Consider the following 20,621-nt stretch of genomic DNA (forward strand, 5'->3'; position numbering starts at 1 on the left):
ACGATTTCGCGGCGCTACAGGAGTTCATTTCTTGACGAAAAAGCACATCCTTCTTGCTGCTGCCGGATCCCTTGCCCTTCTCGGCGCGCCGGCCTTCAGCCGCGGCACGCAGGGCGCTGGCCAGAACGCGCCGGCAGCCGCACCGGCCGCCACGCCCGCCACTTCTGCTGCCGCTGAAAGCTATGGCAGCTGGGGCTTCGACATTGCTGGCATGGACCGCAAGGTGCGTCCGGGCGATGACTGGTTCCGTTTCGTCAACGGCAGCTGGGCCGACAAGACCGAGATCCCGGCCGACCGCTCGTCCTACGGTGCCTTCGCCGTGCTGCGCGATCTGTCCGAACAGCGGCTGCGCACCCTTGTCGAAAGCTATCGCGCCGACGACGCTGCCAATCCCGACCGGATGAAGGCGGCGATCCTCTATCGCGGCTTCATGGACGAGGCAGCGGCGGAAAAGCTCGACGCGAAGCCGCTCGTCCAGCGCCTCGCCGCGATCAAGGCGGTGAAGGACAAGAACGCCATGGCGACGGTCATGGGCCGCTCGATCGGCGGCTTCGGCGCCAGCTTCTTCGGCCCGGGCGTGTCGGATGACGCGAAGAACCCCGACACCTATGCGCTCTACCTGCGCCAGTCGGGCCTCGGCCTTGGAGATCGCGACCTCTACGTCGATCCCAAGTTCCAGTCGCAGGTCGCGCGCTATCGCCAATATGTCGCGCAGATGCTGACCATGGCTGGCTGGCCGAACCCGGAAAAGGCCGCCAACGACGTCGTGGCGATGGAAACCAAGCTCGCGCAGGCGCACTGGACCCGCGCGGAAAGCCGCAACCGCGACAAGACCTACAATCTGATGACGCTGGCCGAGCTCAAGGCGCTGGCGCCCGGCTTCGCCTGGGATCCGTTCTGGCAGGCCGCCGGCATCGGCAAGGCGGAGCGCGTGATCGTCGCGCAGAACACCGCCTTCCCGGGGATCGCAAAGGTCTATGCCGACACCAATCTCGACACGCTGAAGGCGTGGGAGGCCTTCCGCACGGCCGATGCCATCGCGCCGCTCCTGTCGAAGCGCTTCGTGGACGCGCATTTCGACTTCCGCTCGAAGTTCCTGAACGGCCAGCCGCAGCAGCGCGAAAGGTGGAAGCGCGCAGTCGCCTTTGCCGAAAACGGCATCGGTGAGGGCATTGGCCGCGATTACGTCGCGCTCTACTTCCCGCCTGAATCCAAGGCGAAAATGGACACGCTGGTCTCCAACCTGCGTGGCACCTTTGCCGGTCGCATCCGCAATCTCGACTGGATGAGCCCGCAGACCAAGCAGGAAGCGCTCAAGAAGCTGGAAGGCTTCAGCGTCAAGGTCGGCTATCCCAGCAAGTGGCGCGATTATTCCGCCCTGCGCATCGTTCCGGGTGACCTCGTCGGCAATGCCGAGCGGGCCGCGCGGTTCGAATGGGATTACCGCCGCAACCGCATCGCGCTGCCGGTGGACAAGGCCGAATGGGGCATGACCCCGCAGACGGTGAACGCCTATTACAACTCAGTGAAGAACGAGATCGTCTTCCCCGCCGCGATCCTCCAACCGCCGTTCTTCGATCCCAAGGCGGATGATGCGATCAATTATGGCGGCATCGGCGGCGTGATCGGTCACGAGATCATCCACGGCTTCGACGATCAGGGCCGCAAGTCGGACGGCGCCGGCGTGCTGCGCGACTGGTGGACCGCGGACGACGCGCGCAAGTTCGAGGCGCAGGCCGCTCGCTATGGCGCGCAGTACGAGGCTTATGAGTTCGAGGGCCTGCCCGGCCTGCGCATCAACGCCAAGGCGTCGATGGGCGAGAATATTGCCGATCTCGGCGGCGTGCTGATGGCGCTCGACGCTTATCATGCCTCGCTGGGCGGCAAGCCGGCGCCGGTGCTTGACGGGTTCACTGGGGAGCAGCGCTTCTTCCTCGGCTGGGGCCAGGTCTGGCGCACCTTGTTCCGCAACGAGGCACTTCGCCAGCAGCTCGTCAGCGATCCGCACGCACCGGGCCAGATCCGCGCGGTCAATCCGCTGCGCAACATCGACGCCTGGTATGCCGCGTGGAAGATCACGCCCGACCAGAAGCAATATGTCGCCCCCGGCGACCGCGTTCGCATCTGGTAAGACGTCGCTGATCGGGTGCCTGTCCCCGTCCTGCCGCTATGCGGTGGGACGGGGGCAGCCCCCCTTCCCCATAGCGCGCGATGTCGCGCTACTCCGGGCTTTACGCGCGCGCCCGACAACCTTATCGCGCCATCCGCTTCGTGACCCATGTGTCCAAGCCCACGCTGTCCGGCCTCTTTCGGGTTTCCGGCCGACACGTCCAATTCGAGCCCGCATCAGGAGAAATCTATGGCGTGGCTGATTCTGGCTGTTGCCGTCGTGACCGAAATCATCTGGGCCTTGAGCCTGAAATGGGCCGCCATGCAGGCCAGCCTTGCCGCTTCGGCGATCCCGATTGCGCTCAGCTTCGTGAACATGGGCCTGCTCGCGCTGGGGATGCGAGGCCTGCCCGCGGGCACCGCTTACGCCGTGTGGACCGGGCTTGGCGCCGTCGGCGTCACCATCTTCGGCACGCTGATCTTCAATGAAAAGGTCAACGCGGTGCAGATCGCCTTTATCGCGCTGATCATTATCGGCGTGGTCGGAACCAAGGCCTTTGCCGACAGCTGATCGCCCGGCGACACTTTCATCTACGCGAGGCACTTGTGCAGCCGATCTACACCTTCATCAGCCATGACGACTTCGTTGCCGACATTCGGGCGCTGGCGACAGCGCTCGCGATGTCGACCGACTGGCAGCCGACGCTGATTGTCGGCATCGGCCGCGGCGGCCTGGTGCCGGCCGTCTACCTCAGCCACGCTACCGGCCTTCCCATGGCATCCTACGATCTGTCCGCGCAAACCCCGCAGGCGGGCGATGATCTGCTGACCCGCCTCGCCGCTCGCACCCGTGACGGCGAACGCTTGCTGTTCGTCGACGACATCAACGACACCGGCCGCACGCTCGGACTGCTGCGCACCTGGGTAGACGAGGCCGGCGCTCAGCCCGGCTCGGTCCGTTTCGCCACTCTGCTCGACAATGAAGTGTCCGCTCAACAGGTGTCCTACCGCGCCCGCGTCATCGACCGCCGCGTGGTCAAGGACTGGTTCGTCTTCCCGTGGGAAGCGGTCGCCACCGCAGACGCAATCGCACAGGATGCCGCCGAGATACCCGAACGCACCAGCTGAAGCTCTCTGGCATCCGGCCTGCGGCACCAGTCGCGGCGCTCGCATCCCTTCGCTCCCCTGCGCGTTTGGGCGGCATTGCGGCATCGAAAGGACCGGGAATGGCGATCTTCAACAAGGACATGATCGAACTCGCGACCAAGAACGACCTGTGGCAGAAGGAGGTCTATCGCGATCGCAAGATCCAGGTCGTGCTGATGAGCATTCCCGCCGGCGAGGAAATCGGCCTCGAAACGCACCCTGCCGACCAGACCACCTTCATCGTCGCCGGCGAGGCGCAGGTCACCGTGGACGGCCACCGGACCAAGGCGACCGCGAACCACATGGTGGTCATCCCCAAGGGCGCGGAGCATAATATCATCAACAAGGGCAGCGGCGCGCTGAAACTGTTCTCGGTCTACGCGCCTCCCGCCGAACCGGAGGGCGCCGCCTTCAAGACCAAGGCGGAAGCGGAAGAGGCTGAAAAGGGCCTCCTCGCCAAGGCCGCCGACAAGGTAAAGGAAGCCGTCGGCCGCTGACCGCTCCGTAACGGCGTCGCCTTCGATCCCGCGGCGCCGTTCACCAATTACGCCGTTTCGCCGAACCAAGGCTCAGGGCTCTACTACGCCACAGCCAACCTCCTCCTGTGGCTTCCGAACTCGTCCGTCCAAGAGACTCATTCCGTCGGTGAACGAAGCCAGCGGATCCACGTTGACGACCCACCCCGAACCGTGGCACTTGCTCGCCCGTCGCGAGGCAGTTCCAGACTGCGGACGCGATCAGGCATCAGCGGCCAGCCGCTGGTCAGGCGGGTGTAGCTCAATGGTAGAGCAGAAGCTTCCCAAGCTTACGACGAGGGTTCGATTCCCTTCACCCGCTCCAGCCGCTCATCTGAAAAGCGCGCACCAGGTCTAGCCTTCCAACGTTGATCCACCGGGACGAGCAGGCACGATCCCGGGCGCTTCCCGGCCGCTAATATAATCGACGCCGCGTTATCCCGCCGCCCGTCAGATAGCGGCCGTTCAGCTTCCCGCCGCTATGCGCGCGGCGATGTTGACGCGTATCCTGATTACCGCCGGCGCGCTGCTGGCTGCCTTCCCCGCCCTCGCCTGGGGCGCCAACGGCCACCGCATCACCGGCGCTATCGCCGAACAGAATCTGAGCGGGCTGGCGAAGGCCAATGTGCAACTGCTGATTGGATCCGAAACCCTGGCGGAGGCTGCGACATGGCCGGACGACATGAAGTCGGATCCCGCGCCGTTCTGGCAGAAGACGGCCAGCCCGTGGCACTATGTCACCGTCGCCCATGGCGACGCCTACAAGGCGAGCATGGCGCCACCCGAAGGCGACGCGATTACCGCGCTCGGCGCGTTCACCGCAACGCTGCAGGATCCGGCGGCGTCGATCGAGGACAAGCGCACCGCGCTGCGCTTTGTCGTTCACATCATCGGCGACCTGCATCAGCCGCTTCATGTCGGTCGCGGTAACGATCGCGGCGGCAACGATACGCCGGTGGCCTTCTTCAACCGACCGACCAACCTGCACTCGCTTTGGGACTCTGGCCTGATCGAACAGAAGCAGCTGTCCTTCTCGGAATATGCGAGCTTCCTCTCGCGCGCGATCACCCCAGAGGATGTCATTGCCTGGAGCGATCCGCGCCCGGACACCTGGATGACCGAAAGCGTGAAGCTGCGTGAGCAGATCTACCCGCAGGACCCCAAACTCTCCTGGTCGTACGCCTACCAGCATCGTTCGGCACTCGACGGCCGCCTCAAGCAAGCGGGCATACGCATCGCAAGCTACCTGAACTGGCTGTTCTCGCCGGGCGCCCCCGACAAGTCGCCGCATTCATCATCGACGATCGCGGAATAGCTGCATCGGATCAGCCGCCGAGCGGGCCATACGTTAATCGAGGTTTGCGCTTGCGCTCCCACTCGCGGATGGTGGGTCGTGTCGCCCCAACAACGAAGGCTCTTCGATGCTCCACGCCCTTCACCCGCTCGCGCAACAAGCAGCCACGCTGCTGACCCAGCGACGCCAGACGATTGCGGTCGCTGATGGTGCAACCGGCGGGTTGATCCTGGCAGGGCTGCTAACGGTACCGGGCGCGACGCGCTTCTGCCGCGGCGGGGGCGTCATATATTCGCTGAAGGGGCGCGACATCCTGCTCGGCCTGCCGCGTGAAGCGCTGACCGGCATGGAGTCCGTCACCGAAGCCTATGCGCTTCTCCAGGCGCGAGGCATCCGCGACCGTTTCGGTGCCAACTGGGGCATCGCCGAAACCGGCTCCGCCGGCCCCGATCAGCATCCACGCGGTGCGCCGACGGGCCGCAGCTGCATCGCAGTGGTGGGGCCGGACGTCGCGCGGGCAATCACGGTCGACACCGGATCGCCCGACCGCATCGCCAACATGGAGGCGTTTGCCCGGACCGCCCTCACCTTCCTCGTTGACACGCTGAAGGCCGCACCCGCCCCAACGCCCGTCTGACGGTGCCCGCGACACCGCTACCAGTCTCAGCCGTCGCGGCAGGCCAGCGCGCGTTCAAACACCGCCTCGAACATCGGTGCCGTCAGGCGTCCGGTGTTCTGGTTGTAGCGCGAGCAATGATAGCTATCGATCAGCAGCCGTCCGTCCGGCATGCGATGTTCCGCCAGATGGCCGAACTTCGCCTTCGGCAGCCGCCCGCCCAGCGCCTTCACCGTCGATTGATGCGCGATTTGCCCCAGCGCGACGAACACCTTCGCCTTTGGCAAAGCGGCGATCGGTGCTTCCAGGAACGGGCGGCAGGTGCGGATTTCCTCCGGCGTCGGCTTGTTCTCGGGCGGCAGGCAGCGGACGGCATTGACCAGCATCGCCCCGCGAAGCTGCAGGCCGTCATCAGGTCGCGCCTCGAACGTCCCTTCGCTCAACCCGTATTTGGCGAGCGTTGCGTACAGCAACTCGCCCGCATAATCGCCGGTGAAGGGGCGACCGGTGCGGTTCGCGCCATGCTTCCCCGGCGCCAACCCGACGATCACCAGCCACGCATCGGGGTCGCCGAACGCTGGCACCGGCGCATTCCACCAACCCGGGTATTCGCTGCGCAGCGCGTCGCGGAAGGCGGCGAGGCGTGGGCACAGCGGGCAATCGTGCGGCGGTTCGGTGGCTGGCAAGGCAGAGGGTGCGTGATCCATCGCCGTCCGATAGGCGCAGTGGCATGACGCGCTCAACCTATGTCGTGGGAATCGGCTCAAACCGGCGCGGGCGACATGGCTCCCCTACCGCGGAGGTTGCCGCCGCGCTGGCCGCGCTTCCCGGCCGCCTCGTCGTATTTGCCCCGATCATCGTCACTGCGCCGCTCGGCCCCTCGATCAGGCGCTTTGCCAACACGGTCGCCGTGATCGAGAGCGATTGCGCGCCCGGCGACCTCCTCCGCCGCCTTAAGGCGATCGAGCGGGCCTTCGGTCGCCGGCGTGGACAACGCTGGGGCGCGCGGGTGATCGATCTCGACATCCTGTTGTGGAGCGGGGGCAGCTGGGCAGAACCAGGCCTCATCATCCCGCACGCCGCGCTTCGCACCCGCGATTTCGTTCTGGGCCCGCTGGTGCGGATCGTGCCCGGCTGGCGCGATCCGATCAGCGGTTTGACCATGCGACAGCTCAATGCCCGGTTGACCAGCCGCCGCGCTCTGCCTAGGCGCAGCGGCGCTGGTGCGGGTCCGTAGCTCAGTCGGTAGAGCAAGCGACTTTTAATCGAGAGGTCCCGGGTTCGAGCCCCGGCGGACCCACCAGCATCCCCCTCGATCCGCAGCGCCCTCCTCGCGCCGTTCCGGCGCTCAGTCGGCCTGCACCTCGTGATCGGGGCGTCCCGTGGCCTCGAACGTGCTCACATTGCGGATCGTGGTCTCGGCGATGCTGGTCATCGCCTCCACGGTGAAGAACGCCTGATGCCCGGTGACCAGCACATTGGGAAAGGTGAGCAGCCGCGCGAACACGTCATCCTGGATCATGCTGTTGGACTGGTCGGAGAAGAACATCCCGTCCTCCTCCTCATAGACGTCCAGCCCCAGCGTGCCGATCGCACCCGATTTCAACCCGTTGATCACCGCGCGCGTATCGATCAGCCCGCCGCGGCTGGTGTTGATCAGCATCGCGCCGCGCTTCATGCCGGCAATCGTCGCATGATCGATCAGGTGATGATTGGTCGTGGTCAGCGGGCAGTGCAGCGTGACGATATCCGATTCCCGCAGCAGCTCCGGCACCTCGACATAGCTGCCGCCCAGCGCCTCGAAGGCCGGCTGGTGCACCGGATCGCTTGCCAGCAGGCGACACCCGAACCCGGCGAGGATGCGCGCGGTCGCCAGGCCGATCAGGCCGGTCCCGATGATCCCCACCGTCCGCCCCTGCATGTTGAACCCGATCAGCCCGTCGAGCGCGAAATTGCCCTCCCTCACCCGGTCTCGCGCGCGATAGATCTTGCGGTTGAGCGACAGCATCAGCGTGACGGTATGCTCCGCCACCGCCTCGGGCGAATAGGCCGGGACGCGCGCGACCACGATCCCCAGGGCGCGCGCCGCCGCCAGGTCCACGTTGTTGTACCCGGCGCTGCGCAGCGCCACCAGCCGCGTCCCCCCGTCATGCAGGGTCGCCAGCGTCTCGGCATCGAGGTGATCGTCGACAAAGGCGCAGACGCACGGCGCCCCCGCCGCGAGCGTCGCCGACTTGGCCTCGAGCCGTGGCTCCAGGAAGGCCAGTTCGTGCTGGTTGCCCAGCCTTTCGTTGGCCTGCGACAGGAACGTGCGGTCGTACGACCTGGCGCTGAAAACCGCGATCTTCACCTGTCATCTCCCTCGGTTCGTGATCGTCAACGTGCGGACCGCACGGATAGCAGCACGCCCAGCGGCACGGCACAACCGCGTGATCGGCACGATGCCCGCACGCCGGGGCGGCCGAAGGGGGAGCGCTTTACCACACCATGCGTTGGAATGACGGCGACATCCGGGGAGAAGCGGGTGATGATGGCAGCGATCGCACGGGCAACCCGGCGCAGGACAAGCGCCAACGGCTGCGCGGCGGCGTCTTGACGGACGCGGGAAACGATCACGCATGGCACGCCCTGGCCGCAGAGGACGTCTGCGCCACGCTTGAAACCGGCCCGGGCGGGCTTTCTCCGGACAGCATCACGGAGCGCCGGCAACGCTACGGCCGGAACCTCCTCCCCGCCCCGCCTCGCCGCAACCCGCTCATGCGCTTCCTTGCGCAGTTCAACAACACGCTGATCTACGTCCTGCTCGGCGGTGCGCTGGCCGCTTCACTGCTCGATCATGCCATCGACGCCGCGGTGATCATCGCGGTGGTGCTAGCCAATGCGGTGATCGGCTACATCCAGGAAGGCCGCGCGGAGCGTGCGCTGGAATCGTTGAAAGAACTGGTCGCGCCCCATGCCTCGGTCCTGCGTGAGGACCACCGCGTGACCGTGGAGGTCGCCGATCTGGTGCCCGGCGACATCGTGCTGCTGGAGGCAGGCGATCGCGTCCCCGCCGACCTGCGCCTGATTGAAACACATCGCATGCTGGTGGACGAGGCACTGCTGACCGGCGAATCCGTCACCGCGGGCAAGGACGTCGCGCCGCTTCCCGCCGACGCCCCGCTTGCCGACCGGCACAACATGGCATTCTCCGGTACGCTGGTCGCCGCGGGCCAAGCGACGGGCGTGGTGGTCGCGACCGGCGTCGCGACCCAGATCGGCCGCATCAGCACGATGATCCACGCCGTCACCCCGATGGCGACGCCGCTGCTGGAACAGATCGATCACTTTGCCCGGCGCTTCACCTGGTTCGTTCTGATGGGCGGCGTCCTTCTGTTCGCCTTTGCCGTTGCCGTGCGCGGCTATGACTGGATCGACGCGTTGATCGCGGTGGTGGCGATCGCAGTCGGCATCGTGCCGGAGGGGCTGCCCGCCGTCATCACCATCACGCTGGCGATCGGCGTGCGACGGATGGCGCATCGCCACGCTGTCATTCGCAAGCTGCCCGCGGTCGAGACACTCGGCGCCACCTCCGTCATCTGCACCGACAAGACGGGCACACTGACGCGCAACGAAATGACCGTCCGCTCGGTGATCGCCGCCACGGGGCAGTGGTCGATCACCGGTGCGGGCTATGATCCCGCCGCCGGCGAGGTGCGCGGCACGCCCGCAATCGCCGCGGCGGGGGCGGAGCTTCTGTGGTGCGCGCAACTGTGCAACGACGCGGAGCTGCACCAGGAGGACGGCGAATGGCGGGTCGAGGGCGATCCGATGGAGGGCGCGCTGCTCGTCCTCGCCCGCAAAGCCGGGGAGCATGTCGACGCGGTACGCAGCAGCTGGCCGCGCTGCGACTCCATCCCCTTCGATGCGGCGCACCGCTTCATGGCGACGCTCCACCAGGATCCCGACGGCGGCCGTGTCGCCTATATCAAGGGCGCGCCTGAAACATTGTTCGGCATGGCGGCGCCCGGGCTCGACATCAACCGATGGACGCAGCGTGCGGCCGACGCCGCTTCCTCGGGTGAACGTGTCCTCGCCTTCGGCATGAAGACCTTTGCCGACGATCACGGCACCCTCACCTTTGATGATGTCAGGAGCGGGATCACCTTCCTCGGCATCATCGGCTTCATCGATCCCCCGCGGGACGAGGTCGCGTCGGCAATCGCGCAGGCGCATTCGGCCAGCATCGATGTGAAGATGATCACTGGGGATCACGCCGCCACGGCGCTCGCCATCGCGCGCCAGCTCGATCTCGCGCTCGATCCGCGCGCGCTGACCGGCGTCGAGATCGAGGCGATGGACGACGCGACGCTCGCCGCCAATGTGCGTGGCACCGCGGTGTTCGCGCGCACCAGCCCGGAGCACAAGCTGCGCATCGTGCGCGCGCTCCAGTCGCACGGGCTGACCGTCGCGATGACCGGCGACGGGGTCAATGACGCGCCCCCGCTCAAGCAGGCCGACGTTGGGGTCGCCATGGGCATCAAGGGCACCGCTGCGGCCAAGGAAGCCGCAGAAATGGTGCTGCTCGACGACAATTTCGCCTCGATCGTCAGCGCGGTGCGCGAGGGGCGCACCGTGTACGACAACATCCGCAAGGTGATTACCTGGGAAATCCCCACCAACGGGGGGGAAACGCTCACGGTCGTCCTCGCCATCATCCTTGGCTTTGCACTGCCGATGACCGCGACGCAGATCCTGTGGATCAATCTTGTGCTGTCAATAACGCTCGGCCTCGTCCTGGCTTTCGAGCCGTCGGAGCCCGGCGTGATGCAGCGAGCGCCCCGCCGTCGTGACGCGCCGCTGCTTTCGCCTTTTCTGTTATGGCGGGTCGTGATCGTGTCGATCCTGTTGGCGATCGCCACGCTCGGCATCTTTTTCTACACGCTGGATCAGGGGCGAGGGCTTGAGGTCGCCCGCACGATGGTCGTCAACATGTTCGTCGTTGGCGAAATATTCTACCTGTTCAACGTGCGTTACCTTCACCTCACGTCGTTCAGCTGGACAGGCGTGCTCGGAACGCCGCTGGTATTGTTGTCCATTGCCGTCCTGATCGCGCTGCAATTGTTGTTCACCTTCGCACCATTCATGAACCGCGTGTTCGGCAGTCGTCCGCTGACCCTGGTCGATGGCATGATGATCATTGCCGTCGGTGCCACGCTGATGATCGTGCTGGAACTGGAAAAGCTGCTGATGCGGCGGCTCGGCTGGTTCTCCGAACTGCGCGATTGATCCCTCTTGTCGAGCCCGAACACTCGACGGCCTGAGGTAAGACGGAAACGCTGCTTTTCTCTATTACCGCGGGCCGATGCACGATCGGTGTTTATTCTTGCGTCTTGACCGGCTTACGGCTCCAATCGCCATGACCGACGTTATGCTGCACATGCGCATGTCCAGCGCGCTGCCGCAAAGCTGATCCAATAGGAGAATTACTGTCCATGTCGGACAAGATTGAAATGGGCGTGTCCCGCCGCGGCGTGCTTGCCGGCAGCGCCGCCACGGTCGCGGTCGCTGCCACGCCGGCGCATGGTGCGCCCCTTCCCCCGCCCAGGAAGCCGGAGGCGCCGATGATGCCCGTCCGTTTCACCGTGAACGGCGAACCGCGTTCGCTGACGCTCGATCCGCGCACCACCCTGCTCGATGCATTGCGGGAGCATCTCACGCTCACCGGCACAAAGAAGGGCTGCGATCATGGCCAGTGCGGCGCCTGCACCGTGATCGTCGATGGGCAGCGGATCAATTCCTGCCTCAGCCTCGCGGTGATGCACGAAGGCGACACGATCACCACGATTGAAGGGCTCGGCACGCCGGAGAAGCTGCATCCCATGCAGGCCGCCTTCGTGAAGCACGACGGCTATCAATGCGGCTATTGCACCCCGGGTCAGATCTGCTCCGCGGTCGCCGTGCTGGAGGAGATCAAGGCCGGGATTCCCAGCCACGTTCAGGCAGACGTTGCCCAGCGTCCGGGCTTCACCACCGTTGAAATGCGCGAACGGATGAGCGGCAACATCTGCCGCTGCGGCGCTTATTCCAACATCGCCGATGCCATGGCCGAGGTCGCTGGCGCTGACGTCGCGGGGGCAAAGGCATGAGGGCGTTCACTTACGAACGGGCGACCGATCCCGTCGCCGCCGCGCGCATCGTTGCGACGAAGCCGGGGGCAAAGTTCATCGCCGGCGGCACCAACCTCCTCGACCTGATGAAGATCGAGGTGGAAACACCGACCCATCTTGTCGACGTGCAGGATCTCGACCTGGACCGGATCGAGGCGACGCCCGAGGGCGGCCTGCGCATCGGCGCCTTGGTCAGCAACACCGCGCTCGCCGCCGACGATCGCGTACGCCGCGATTATGGCGTGCTGACCCGCGCGATCGTTGCCGGCGCCAGCGGCCAGCTGCGCAACAAGGCGTCGACCGCCGGCAATCTGCTCCAGCGTACGCGCTGCCCGTATTTCTACGACGTCAACATGCCCTGCAACAAGCGCAAGCCCGGCTCAGGCTGCGCCGCGATCGGCGGCTATTCGCGCCAGCTTGGCGTCATCGGCGTGTCCGACAAATGCATCGCCACCTTCCCCGGCGACATGCCCGTGGCGCTCCGGCTGCTCGATGCGGTGGTGGAAACGGTCGACCCGCAGGGGCAGCGCCGCTCGATCCCGATTGCCGATTTCCATCGCTTGTGGGGCGACCGGCCGGAACAGGATACGGTGCTCAGTCGCGATGAGCTGATCACTGCGGTCACCCTTCCCGCCCCGCTCGGCGGCAAGCATTTCTATGAAAAGGTGCGCGATCGCGCCTCCTACGCCTTTGCCTTGGTCTCGGTCGCGGCGGTGATCCAGCCCGATGGCACCGGCCGCGTCGCCTTTGGCGGCGTCGCGCCAAAGCCGTGGCGCGTGGAGGAGGCGGAGGCGCTGCTGCCGCAGGGCGCGGCGGCTGTTACCGCGCGCGCCTTCCAGGGCGCCACCCCCACCAAGGACAATGCGTTCAAGCTGCCGCTCGCCACGCGCGCGCTGGCTTCCGTGATCGCTCAAGCGAAGGCCTGATCCCATGAAGTTCGAAACTGCCGAGGGTCAGAACCCGATCGACCGCCTGAAGGTCGTCGGTCGTGCGCACGACCGTATCGACGGCCCGCTCAAGACCAGCGGCCTTGCGCCCTACGCCTATGAGCATCACGAGGGGATCGAGAATCCGGCCTATGGCTATATCGTCGGCGCCGGCGTGGCGAAGGGGCGCATCACCCGTATCGACACCGCGGCGGCAAAGGCCGCACCCGGCGTCATCGCCATCGTGACCGCGGCCGATGCAGGCAAGCTCGGCAAGGGCAAGAACAACACGGCGAAGCTGCTCGCCGGCCCCGAGGTCGAACATTACCATCAGGCGGTCGCGCTGGTGGTGGCCGAAACCTTCGAACAGGCGCGTGCCGCAGCCGGTCTGGTACGGGTCGATTATGCGCGCGCGAATGGCCGCTATGACCTCACCGAACAGCTGAAGGTCGCGCCGCTCGTCGGCGGGTCGGGCGGCCCGAACAGCGGCAGCTCGCCGGTGGAGCGCGTCGGCAAGTTCGAGGAGGCGTTCGCCGCCGCCCCGGTGAAGCTCGACGCGCAATATCACACCCCCGATCACAGCCACGCGATGATGGAGCCACACGCCTCGATCGCGGCGTGGAACGGCGACGAGCTGACGCTGTGGACATCGAACCAGATGATCGCCTGGAGCAAGCGTGATGTCGCGCTGACGCTCAACATGCCGGAGGACAAGGTCCGCCTGATCTCGCCCTATATCGGCGGCGGCTTCGGCGGAAAGCTGTTCGTCCGCGCCGACGCGCTGATGGCGGCGCTTGGTGCGCGCGCGGCGAAGCGCCCGGTGAAGGTCGCGCTGCAACGCCCGCTCATCGCCAACAACACCACGCATCGTCCCGCCACGCATCAGCGCGTCCGGCTGGGCGCGATGAAGGACGGCACGATCACCGCGATCGCCCATGAAAGCGGCTCGGGCGACTTGCCCGATGGAGGCCCGGAGACGGCGGTGCAGCAGACCAAGCTGCTCTACGCGGGCCCCAACCGCATGACCGCGATGCGCCTTGCAGTACTCGATCTGCCTGAGGGCAATGCCATGCGCGCGCCGGGCGAGGCACCGGGCATGATGGCGCTGGAGATCGCGATGGATGAAATGGCCGAGAAGCTCGGCATGGATCCCGTCGCCTTCCGCATCAAGAACGACACGCAGGTCGATCCCGAGAAACCGCAGCGCCGCTTCTCGCAGCGCCAACTCGTCCGTTGCCTCACCGACGGCGCGCAGCGTTTCGGCTGGGACCGCCGCCAGGCGAAGCCGGCGCAGGTGCGCGATGGCCAGTGGCTGATCGGCATGGGCGTCGCCTCCGCCTTCCGCAACCACCTCAACATGACGTCGGGCGCGCGTGTGCGCCTGTCGCCGGACGGCATCGTGACGGTCGAAACCGACATGACCGACATCGGCACCGGCACCTACACGATCCTCGCGCAGACCGCGGGCGAGATGCTGGGCGTGCCGGCCGAGGCGGTCGTGGTGAAACTGGGCGATTCCTCCTTCCCCGTCTCGGCCGGGTCGGGCGGGCAATGGGGCGCGGCGAACTCGACCGCCGGCGTGTACGCCGCCTGCGTGAAACTGCGCGAGCAGGTCGCCCAGCGGCTCGGCTTCAACTCGGCCGATGCGGTGTTCGACGCCGGCCGAGTCACCAGCGGCAATCGCGCCGCCGCGCTGCGCGATGCCGCCACCCAGGGTGAGCTGGTCGCCGAGGAGAAGATCGAGTTCGGCAAGCTCGACGACGAATGGCAATTGTCGACCTTCGGTGCGCATTTTGTCGAGGTCGGCGTCAACGCCTATACCGGCGTCACCCGCGTCCGCCGCATGCTCGCGGTCTGCGCCGCGGGCCGCATCCTCAATCCCAAGGCCGCGCGCAGCCAGGTGATCGGCGCGATGACGATGGGCGTCGGCTCGGCGCTGATGGAGGAGCTCGCCGTCGACAAGCGCTTCGGTTTCTTCGTCAACCACGATCTCGCCAGCTACGAGGTGCCGGTCCATGCCGACATCCCGCATCAGGAGGTCGTCTTCCTCGACGAGGCCGATGACAAGGCCAATCCGATGAAGGCCAAGGGCGTCGGCGAACTCGGCATCTGCGGCGTCGGCGCGGCGGTGGCGAACGCGATCTACAACGCCACCGGCGTGCGCGTGCGCGATTACCCGCTCACGCTCGACAAATATCTCGACAAGCTGCCGGCGGTCGCCTGACCGGCGACGCTTCAGCGACGCGTGGCGGCGCTGCGCCGGGCCGGCAGGGCCTGGCGCACCGCTGGCACGATGCGGCGAACGATGATCTCAACCCCGCGCGCATTGGGGTGCCGCCCGTCCGCCTCGAACAGCGCCTGGTTGCCCGCCACGCCCTCCAGGAAGAACGGATAGAGCGGCACGCCATGCTTGCGCGCCAGCCGGGGATACAGCCCCTCAAAGGCACGCCGATAATCACTGCCAAGATTCGGCGCCGCGCGCATCCCGACCAGCAGCACCGGGATGTCGCGCCGCTTCAGCTCGGTCAGGATCAGGTCGAGGTTCTTCTCCGTCGCGGCGGGCGGCAGGCCGCGCAGCATGTCGTTGGCGCCCAGCTCGACGATCACCAGGTCCGGCTTGCGCTTCAACCCGCGCAATCCCCAGGCCAGCCTCGCCCGTCCCTGCGCGGAGGTGTCGCCGGCGACGCCGCCATTGCGCACCGTTACGTCGGGCATCGACCGGCGCAGCGCCGCCTCCAGCCGCGTCGGAAAGCCCTGCGCCGGTGGCAGGCCATAGCCGGCCGTCAGGCTGTCGCCGAACGCCCAGACCAGCCGCTCCGCCCGCACCGGCGTCGCCACCAGCAGCACGCCCGCGATCAGCAACGGGACGGCCAGCAATGCGACAGCCGGGGATTGGACAGCGGCCATCATCGCCCTGTATCCGCGCCATTGTGACAGCATCCGCTTCTCCTTCGCCGACCGGCGCCAGCCCGGATGACCGCCCGGACGGCAGACCCGGCGATACCATCGTCATCGACGCGCGCAATCTGACGCTGGCGCTCGGCCGTCCGCCGGCCCGCACGCAGATCCTGCGCGGTATCGACCTCACGGTGCGGCAAGGGGAAAGCGTCGCGCTGCTCGGCCCGTCCGGATCGGGCAAATCGTCGCTGATGGCGCTCCTGTCGGGCATGGAACGGCCCACCGGCGGCAGCGTCAGCGTCGCCGGGCTCGAATTCGACCGGCTGAGCGAGGATCAGCTCGCAATCGCGCGGCGCGGCCGCATCGGCATCATCCTGCAGGCGTTCCACCTGCTGCCGACGATGACCGCGCTCGAAAATGTCGCCGTGCCGATGGAACTTGCCGGCATGGCGGAGCCGTTCGCCCGCGCCGAGGAGGAACTGACCGCCGTCGGCCTCGGCCATCGCCTGACCCACTACCCCTCCCAATTGTCGGGTGGCGAGCAGCAGCGGGTCGCGATCGCCCGCGCGCTCGCCCCGCGCCCCGCGCTCCTCTTCGCGGACGAGCCGACCGGCAATCTCGATGGCGCAACCGGGGCCGCGATCATGGACCTGCTGTTCGCGCGCCATGCCGCCGCCGGCACCACGCTCTTCGTCATCACCCACGATCCCGCGCTCGCCGCGCGCTGCGGACGCGTGATCGCCCTAGCCGACGGTCGCATCGTCAGCGACAACGCCGCCGCATGACCAACGCCTGGCGGCTCGCCCTGCGTGATCTGCGCGCCGGCGGCCGCGGCTTGTGGCTGCTGCTGATCTGCCTCTTCCTCGGCACCGCCGCGCTGGCGGGCATTGGGTCGCTGTCGGCCTCGATCACTGGCGCGCTCGACGCGCAAAGCCGCCAGCTGCTCGGCGGCGATCTCGAACTGCGCGTGTCGCAGCGCCGCGCCACCGTGGAGGAAAACGCCGCCTTCGCCAGCTTCGGCCGAACGTCGGAAACGATTGCCGTCAACACCATGGCCCAGCCGCTCACCGGCGGCACCCCGGCGTTGATCAACCTGCGCGCCGTCGACCATGCCTGGCCGTTGATCGGTCGCTTCACGCTGGAGCCGGGGGCATTGCGCCCACGCCCTGCCGGCAACCAGGTGGCGATCGCCCCCGCACTGGCGCAGCGGCTGAACGTGAAGGTCGGCGACACCGTCCGGATCGGCGCCGCCCCGATGCGCATCATCGGCCTGATCGCCGACGAACCCGATGCCCTCGGGTTCAGCTTCGGGCCGACGGCCCTGGTCGACATGGCGGGGCTCGACGCCACCCGCGTGCTGCAACCCGGCAGCCTCTATCAGGCGCGCACCCGCATCCTGCTGCGCCCTGGCCTCGATCCGGCATCGGTCGGCAACACCGTCACCCGCCGCTACCCCAGCGCCGGGTGGAGCGCGCGGACGCCGGAGGACGCCTCCGGCAATGTGAAGCGCAGCATCGACCAATTGGGCCAGTTCCTGCTGCTCGTCGGGCTCGCCGCGCTGGTCATCGCCGGCATCGGCATCGGCAGCGGGGTCAGCGCCTATCTCAACCGCAAGAGCCGGATGATCGCCACGCTGAAGGTGCTGGGCGCGCATTCGCGCACCATCGCCGCGGTGTTCCTGATCCAGCTCGGGCTGGTGGCCTTGCTGGCGGTGGTCGCCGGGCTGGCGCTCGGCACCGCGATCCCGTGGCTGGTCGCACAGCTCGCGGGGGACGCGCTGCCGGTGCCACCACGCCTCGGCATCTATCCCGCGCCGCTGCTGGTCGCGGCTGGCCTCAGCCTGCTCGTTGCCCTCCTCTTCTCGCTGCCCGCCCTTGCGCGCGCGCGCTCGGTCCCGGCGGCCAGCCTGCTGCGCGACGCCATCGGCAGCGTGACGCGGCCGTCGTCCCGCGTCCTCGCCGGCATGGGCGTCGTCCTTTCGCTGCTGGTCGCTCTGACCGTGCTGACCGCCAGCAACCGCGCGATCGCCCTGGGCTTCACCGCCGCAACCGGGGCTGTGCTCGCGCTGCTCTGGCTGCTCGGGATCGCGTTGCGCGCGGCGTTGTCCCGCCTTCCCCGTCCGCGTCGCCCCTTGTTCCGGCTGGCGCTCGCCAACCTCTATCGTCCGGGTGCTCAGACCGACCGGCTGGTCGTTGCGCTCGGCCTCGGCTTCTCCCTGTTCGTGGCGCTCGCCGTCATCGACACCAGCCTGTCGAACGAGCTCGCCAGCGCCGCGCCGGCCAAGGCCCCCCGCTTCTTTGCCATCGATGTGCAGCCGGAGGATGAACCTGCCTTCCGTGCCGCCGTCCGCCGCGCCGCCCCTGCCGCGACGATCGAGGCGGTGCCCTCGCTGCGCGGCTCGATCGTCGCGCTCAAGGGGCAACGCGTGGCGGACATGAAGAATCTGCCGGAGGATGCATGGATCGTCCGCGGCGACCGCACCATCACCTGGTCCGCCACCGTGCCGCCGCGCAACAGCGTGGTGGCGGGCAAATGGTGGCCGCGCGACTATCGCGGTCCCCCGCTCATCTCGCTGGAGGATCGCGCCGCGCAGCAGCTCGGCCTGAAGGTCGGCGACACGATCACCGTCGCGGTACTCGGCGTCGATGTCCCCGCGCGTATCGCCGCGCTGCGCAAGGTCGACTGGCAGGGGCTCGGCCTCAACTTCGCGCTGATCTTCTCGCCGGGCTATATCGAGGAAGCACCCCACGGCATTCTCGCCAGCGTCTATGCCCCCGCCGGCCGCGACGGCGCGATCGCGGGTGAAGTGGCCCGCGCGCTCCCCTCCGTCACCATGCTCCGCACCGGCGACGTGATCGGCCAGATCAGCGAATTGCTCGGCCGCGTCGCCATCGCGATCCGCGCCGCGGCCGCCGTCACCGTCGTTGCCGGCATTGTCGTCCTCATCGGCGCGGTAACCGCCTCGGGACAGTCGCGGCGATACGACACTATCATCCTGAAGCTGCTGGGCGGCAGCCGCGCGCAGCTGCTCACCGGGCAGGCGCTGGAATATGCCCTCCTCGCTCTCCTGCTCGCCGGGGTTGCTTTGCTCATCGGCATGGCGGGGGGCTGGTACGTCGTCACGCAGGTGCTCGATCTGACATGGGCGCCCGACCCGCTTGTGATCGCGCTGACGCTTGGCGCCGCGATCGTCGCCACGCTTGGCATCGGCGTGCTCAGCAGCTTGCCCGCACTGCGCGCCTCCCCCGCAGAGGGGCTGCGTAGCGACTGAGGCACGCGCCCAGCCCGACGATCATCGTTCCCTGTCCGTTCTCGCGCTGCTATGGCGTGCCGCATGTCCGGCGGTCCGACTCGAAAGATCATCCATGTCGACATGGACGCCTTTTTCGCGTCGGTGGAACAGCGCGATGATCCCGCGCTGCGCGGCCGTCCCGTCGCGGTCGGCCATGCCGCGGCGCGCGGCGTGGTGGCCGCCGCCAGCTACGAGGCGCGCGCCTTTGGCGTGCGCAGCGCACTGCCTTCGGTCACGGCGCTCCGCCGCTGTCCCGACCTCATCTTCGTCCCGCCACGCTTCGATGTGTACAAGGCCGTCTCGCGGCAGATCCATGCGATCTTCGCCGAATTCACGCACCTCATTCAGCCCTTGTCGCTCGACGAGGCCTATCTCGACGTGACCGAGAACCGCGCCGGCCTCCCCACCGCCTGGGCCACCGCAAAGGCAATCCGCGCGCGCATCCTGGAGGAAACCGGCCTCACTGCCTCGGCCGGCGTATCGTACAACAAGTTCCTGGCGAAGCTCGCCTCCGACCATCGCAAGCCAAATGGCCAGTTTGCGGTAACGCCCGACATGGGCGCCGCCTGGGTCGAAACGCTTCCCGTCTCGCGCTTTCACGGCGTCGGCCCGGTCACCGCCGCAAAGATGAAGCGGCTCGGCATCGAAAGCGGCGCTGATCTGCGCGCCAAGTCGCGCGACTTCCTCGAACGGCATTTCGGCAGTTCCGCCGGCTGGTATCATGCCATCGCACGCGGCATCGACGACCGCCCGGTCAACCCCAACCGGGTGCGCAAATCCTCCGGCTCCGAAACCACCTTCGACCGCGATCTCACCGACCCGCAGGAGATTGAGGCCGGCATCATCCGCATGGCCGACGACGTCTGGGCGTGGTGCGAAAAGGCGCAGGCCTTCGGCCGTACCGTGACCGTGAAGATCAAGTTCCAGAGCTTCCGCCAGATCACCCGCAGCCGCAGCCACAGCCAGGTGGTGGACAGCCGCGACCTGCTGGTCAGCGCCAGCCTCGATCTCGTCCGCTCGATCTACCCGCCCGAAACCGGCATCCGGCTGGTCGGCGTCACCGTCTCGAACTTCGACACTGCCGCCCGCGACGATCCCCAGGATCTGCCGCTGTTCGACGCCGCCACGTCCTGATCGGCGGGATCAGCGCCCCGGCATCGAAAAGGACGGCGGATCGCTCGCGGGGAAGCTTTCGTCCGACGCCTCGTCCACTTCGGACCAGCGCGGCTGCGGATCGCGGATCGCCTCGGGCCCAGCGTCGCGCACCTGGCTGAAGCCGCCCTGTTCGCCCGCTGGCCGGGCCAGTGCCGCGGGCGGCGCGGAGGCCACTTGGTCGCGACGATCGTCCTCGTCATCCTCCTCGCGGCGCAGGCGTCCGGCGGCATAGCCCAGCACCAGCGCGACCAGGATCCACGGCAGCATGGTGCTGCGCGTCTCCCGGGCCCGATCGCGACCGCCCGGCGTGGGGCGGAGCGCTTCGGCATAGGCGACGCCGGACACCTCCTCGACGACAATGACCTCGTCCACCGTGTCGACCGTTCGGTGATAGCCCGGTGCCGCGCGATCCGCCGCGCCCTCACCGCGCATGCCATTGTCGCCAGGCGCCTGGTGGTTGGAGGAATCCGCCATGCCATAGATGCGCGTGTCGGGGTCGGCCATCGGATTGCCTCCTGGCG

General features: G+C 67.4%; 18 protein-coding genes and 2 tRNA genes. 16 read left to right on the forward strand and 4 right to left on the reverse strand.

Features of this window, described 5'->3' with window-relative positions:
• The first annotated feature begins 31 nt into the window (after positions 1 to 31).
• From XM50_RS18020 to XM50_RS18050, 7 genes are all read left to right on the forward strand, one after another.
• On the forward strand, positions 32 to 2,131 hold the full coding sequence (locus XM50_RS18020) for a M13 family metallopeptidase (RefSeq protein ID WP_046411390.1): 2,100 nt from the start codon (positions 32 to 34) through the stop codon (positions 2,129 to 2,131).
• 228 nt (positions 2,132 to 2,359) lie between these two features.
• Complete coding sequence (locus tag XM50_RS18025) at positions 2,360 to 2,680, forward strand: DMT family transporter (protein WP_046411392.1); 321 nt, start codon at positions 2,360 to 2,362, stop codon at positions 2,678 to 2,680.
• Positions 2,681 to 2,715: 35 nt separating this feature from the next.
• The gene (locus tag XM50_RS18030; RefSeq protein ID WP_046411393.1) at positions 2,716 to 3,237 is read left to right on the forward strand and encodes a phosphoribosyltransferase; all 522 of its coding nucleotides are present in this window, start codon (positions 2,716 to 2,718) and stop codon (positions 3,235 to 3,237) included.
• Positions 3,238 to 3,335: 98 nt separating this feature from the next.
• Complete coding sequence (locus tag XM50_RS18035; protein ID WP_046411395.1) at positions 3,336 to 3,752, forward strand: cupin domain-containing protein; 417 nt, start codon at positions 3,336 to 3,338, stop codon at positions 3,750 to 3,752.
• A gap of 269 nt (positions 3,753 to 4,021) precedes the next feature.
• A tRNA-Gly gene (locus XM50_RS18040) sits at positions 4,022 to 4,095 on the forward strand.
• 156 nt (positions 4,096 to 4,251) lie between these two features.
• Positions 4,252 to 5,085: a S1/P1 nuclease gene (locus XM50_RS18045; protein ID WP_046411396.1), complete on the forward strand. Its 834-nt coding sequence runs from the start codon at positions 4,252 to 4,254 to the stop codon at positions 5,083 to 5,085.
• Positions 5,086 to 5,191: 106 nt separating this feature from the next.
• Complete coding sequence (locus XM50_RS18050; RefSeq protein WP_046411398.1) at positions 5,192 to 5,701, forward strand: CinA family protein; 510 nt, start codon at positions 5,192 to 5,194, stop codon at positions 5,699 to 5,701.
• 26 nt (positions 5,702 to 5,727) lie between these two features.
• Here the strand turns inward: XM50_RS18050 and XM50_RS18055 are convergent, their stop codons facing one another.
• Positions 5,728 to 6,387 (reverse strand): uracil-DNA glycosylase, encoded by a 660-nt coding sequence (locus tag XM50_RS18055; protein WP_046411400.1) that lies wholly within the window; start codon positions 6,385 to 6,387, stop codon positions 5,728 to 5,730.
• 23 nt (positions 6,388 to 6,410) lie between these two features.
• Between XM50_RS18055 and folK the strand changes: the two genes are divergently transcribed.
• On the forward strand, positions 6,411 to 6,917 hold the full coding sequence (folK, locus tag XM50_RS18060) for a 2-amino-4-hydroxy-6-hydroxymethyldihydropteridine diphosphokinase (RefSeq protein WP_046411960.1): 507 nt from the start codon (positions 6,411 to 6,413) through the stop codon (positions 6,915 to 6,917).
• Positions 6,908 to 6,983: transfer RNA gene (locus XM50_RS18065), tRNA-Lys, on the forward strand. The genes folK and XM50_RS18065 overlap by 10 nt, the downstream gene beginning before the upstream one ends.
• 45 nt (positions 6,984 to 7,028) lie before the next feature.
• Here XM50_RS18065 and XM50_RS18070 read toward each other — a convergent pair.
• Complete coding sequence (locus XM50_RS18070) at positions 7,029 to 8,030, reverse strand: 2-hydroxyacid dehydrogenase (protein ID WP_046411401.1); 1,002 nt, start codon at positions 8,028 to 8,030, stop codon at positions 7,029 to 7,031.
• Positions 8,031 to 8,167: 137 nt separating this feature from the next.
• Between XM50_RS18070 and XM50_RS18075 the strand changes: the two genes are divergently transcribed.
• The 4 genes from XM50_RS18075 to paoC all read left to right on the forward strand — a co-directional run bounded on the left by XM50_RS18075 (position 8,168) and on the right by paoC (position 14,979).
• Positions 8,168 to 10,948 carry a cation-transporting P-type ATPase gene (locus tag XM50_RS18075; RefSeq protein ID WP_082103185.1) on the forward strand — a complete coding sequence of 927 codons (2,781 nt, stop codon included), beginning with the start codon at positions 8,168 to 8,170 and terminating at the stop codon, positions 10,946 to 10,948.
• Positions 10,949 to 11,154: 206 nt separating this feature from the next.
• Complete coding sequence (gene paoA, locus XM50_RS18080) at positions 11,155 to 11,808, forward strand: aldehyde dehydrogenase iron-sulfur subunit PaoA (RefSeq protein WP_046411403.1); 654 nt, start codon at positions 11,155 to 11,157, stop codon at positions 11,806 to 11,808.
• Positions 11,805 to 12,755, forward strand: coding sequence for an FAD binding domain-containing protein (locus tag XM50_RS18085; RefSeq protein ID WP_046411404.1), 951 nt, complete (start codon positions 11,805 to 11,807; stop codon positions 12,753 to 12,755). The genes paoA and XM50_RS18085 overlap by 4 nt, the downstream gene beginning before the upstream one ends.
• A 4-nt stretch (positions 12,756 to 12,759) precedes the next feature.
• A complete protein-coding gene (gene paoC, locus XM50_RS18090) occupies positions 12,760 to 14,979 on the forward strand; it encodes an aldehyde oxidoreductase molybdenum-binding subunit PaoC (protein ID WP_046411406.1) in 2,220 nt (739 codons plus the stop codon).
• Positions 14,980 to 14,990: 11 nt separating this feature from the next.
• Here paoC and XM50_RS18095 read toward each other — a convergent pair whose 3' ends face one another.
• The gene (locus XM50_RS18095; RefSeq protein ID WP_156167314.1) at positions 14,991 to 15,662 is read right to left on the reverse strand and encodes an arylesterase; all 672 of its coding nucleotides are present in this window, start codon (positions 15,660 to 15,662) and stop codon (positions 14,991 to 14,993) included.
• A gap of 98 nt (positions 15,663 to 15,760) precedes the next feature.
• Between XM50_RS18095 and XM50_RS18100 the strand changes: the two genes are divergently transcribed.
• The 3 genes from XM50_RS18100 to dinB all read left to right on the forward strand — a co-directional run bounded on the left by XM50_RS18100 (position 15,761) and on the right by dinB (position 20,079).
• A complete protein-coding gene (locus XM50_RS18100; RefSeq protein WP_046411966.1) occupies positions 15,761 to 16,438 on the forward strand; it encodes an ABC transporter ATP-binding protein in 678 nt (225 codons plus the stop codon).
• Positions 16,435 to 18,924, forward strand: a complete 2,490-nt coding sequence (locus XM50_RS18105; protein WP_046411408.1) for an ABC transporter permease — start codon at positions 16,435 to 16,437, stop codon at positions 18,922 to 18,924. Before XM50_RS18100 ends, XM50_RS18105 begins: the two co-directional genes overlap by 4 nt.
• Positions 18,925 to 18,987: 63 nt before the next feature.
• Complete coding sequence (dinB, locus tag XM50_RS18110) at positions 18,988 to 20,079, forward strand: DNA polymerase IV (RefSeq protein WP_046411968.1); 1,092 nt, start codon at positions 18,988 to 18,990, stop codon at positions 20,077 to 20,079.
• Between the two features lie 9 nt (positions 20,080 to 20,088).
• Here the strand turns inward: dinB and XM50_RS21180 are convergent, their stop codons facing one another.
• A complete protein-coding gene (locus XM50_RS21180; protein ID WP_052742647.1) occupies positions 20,089 to 20,604 on the reverse strand; it encodes a hypothetical protein in 516 nt (171 codons plus the stop codon).
• Positions 20,605 to 20,621 lie beyond the last annotated feature (17 nt).

This window comes from Sphingomonas sp. Ag1 (assembly GCF_000980895.1).
Lineage (GTDB): Bacteria > Pseudomonadota > Alphaproteobacteria > Sphingomonadales > Sphingomonadaceae > Sphingomonas > Sphingomonas panaciterrae.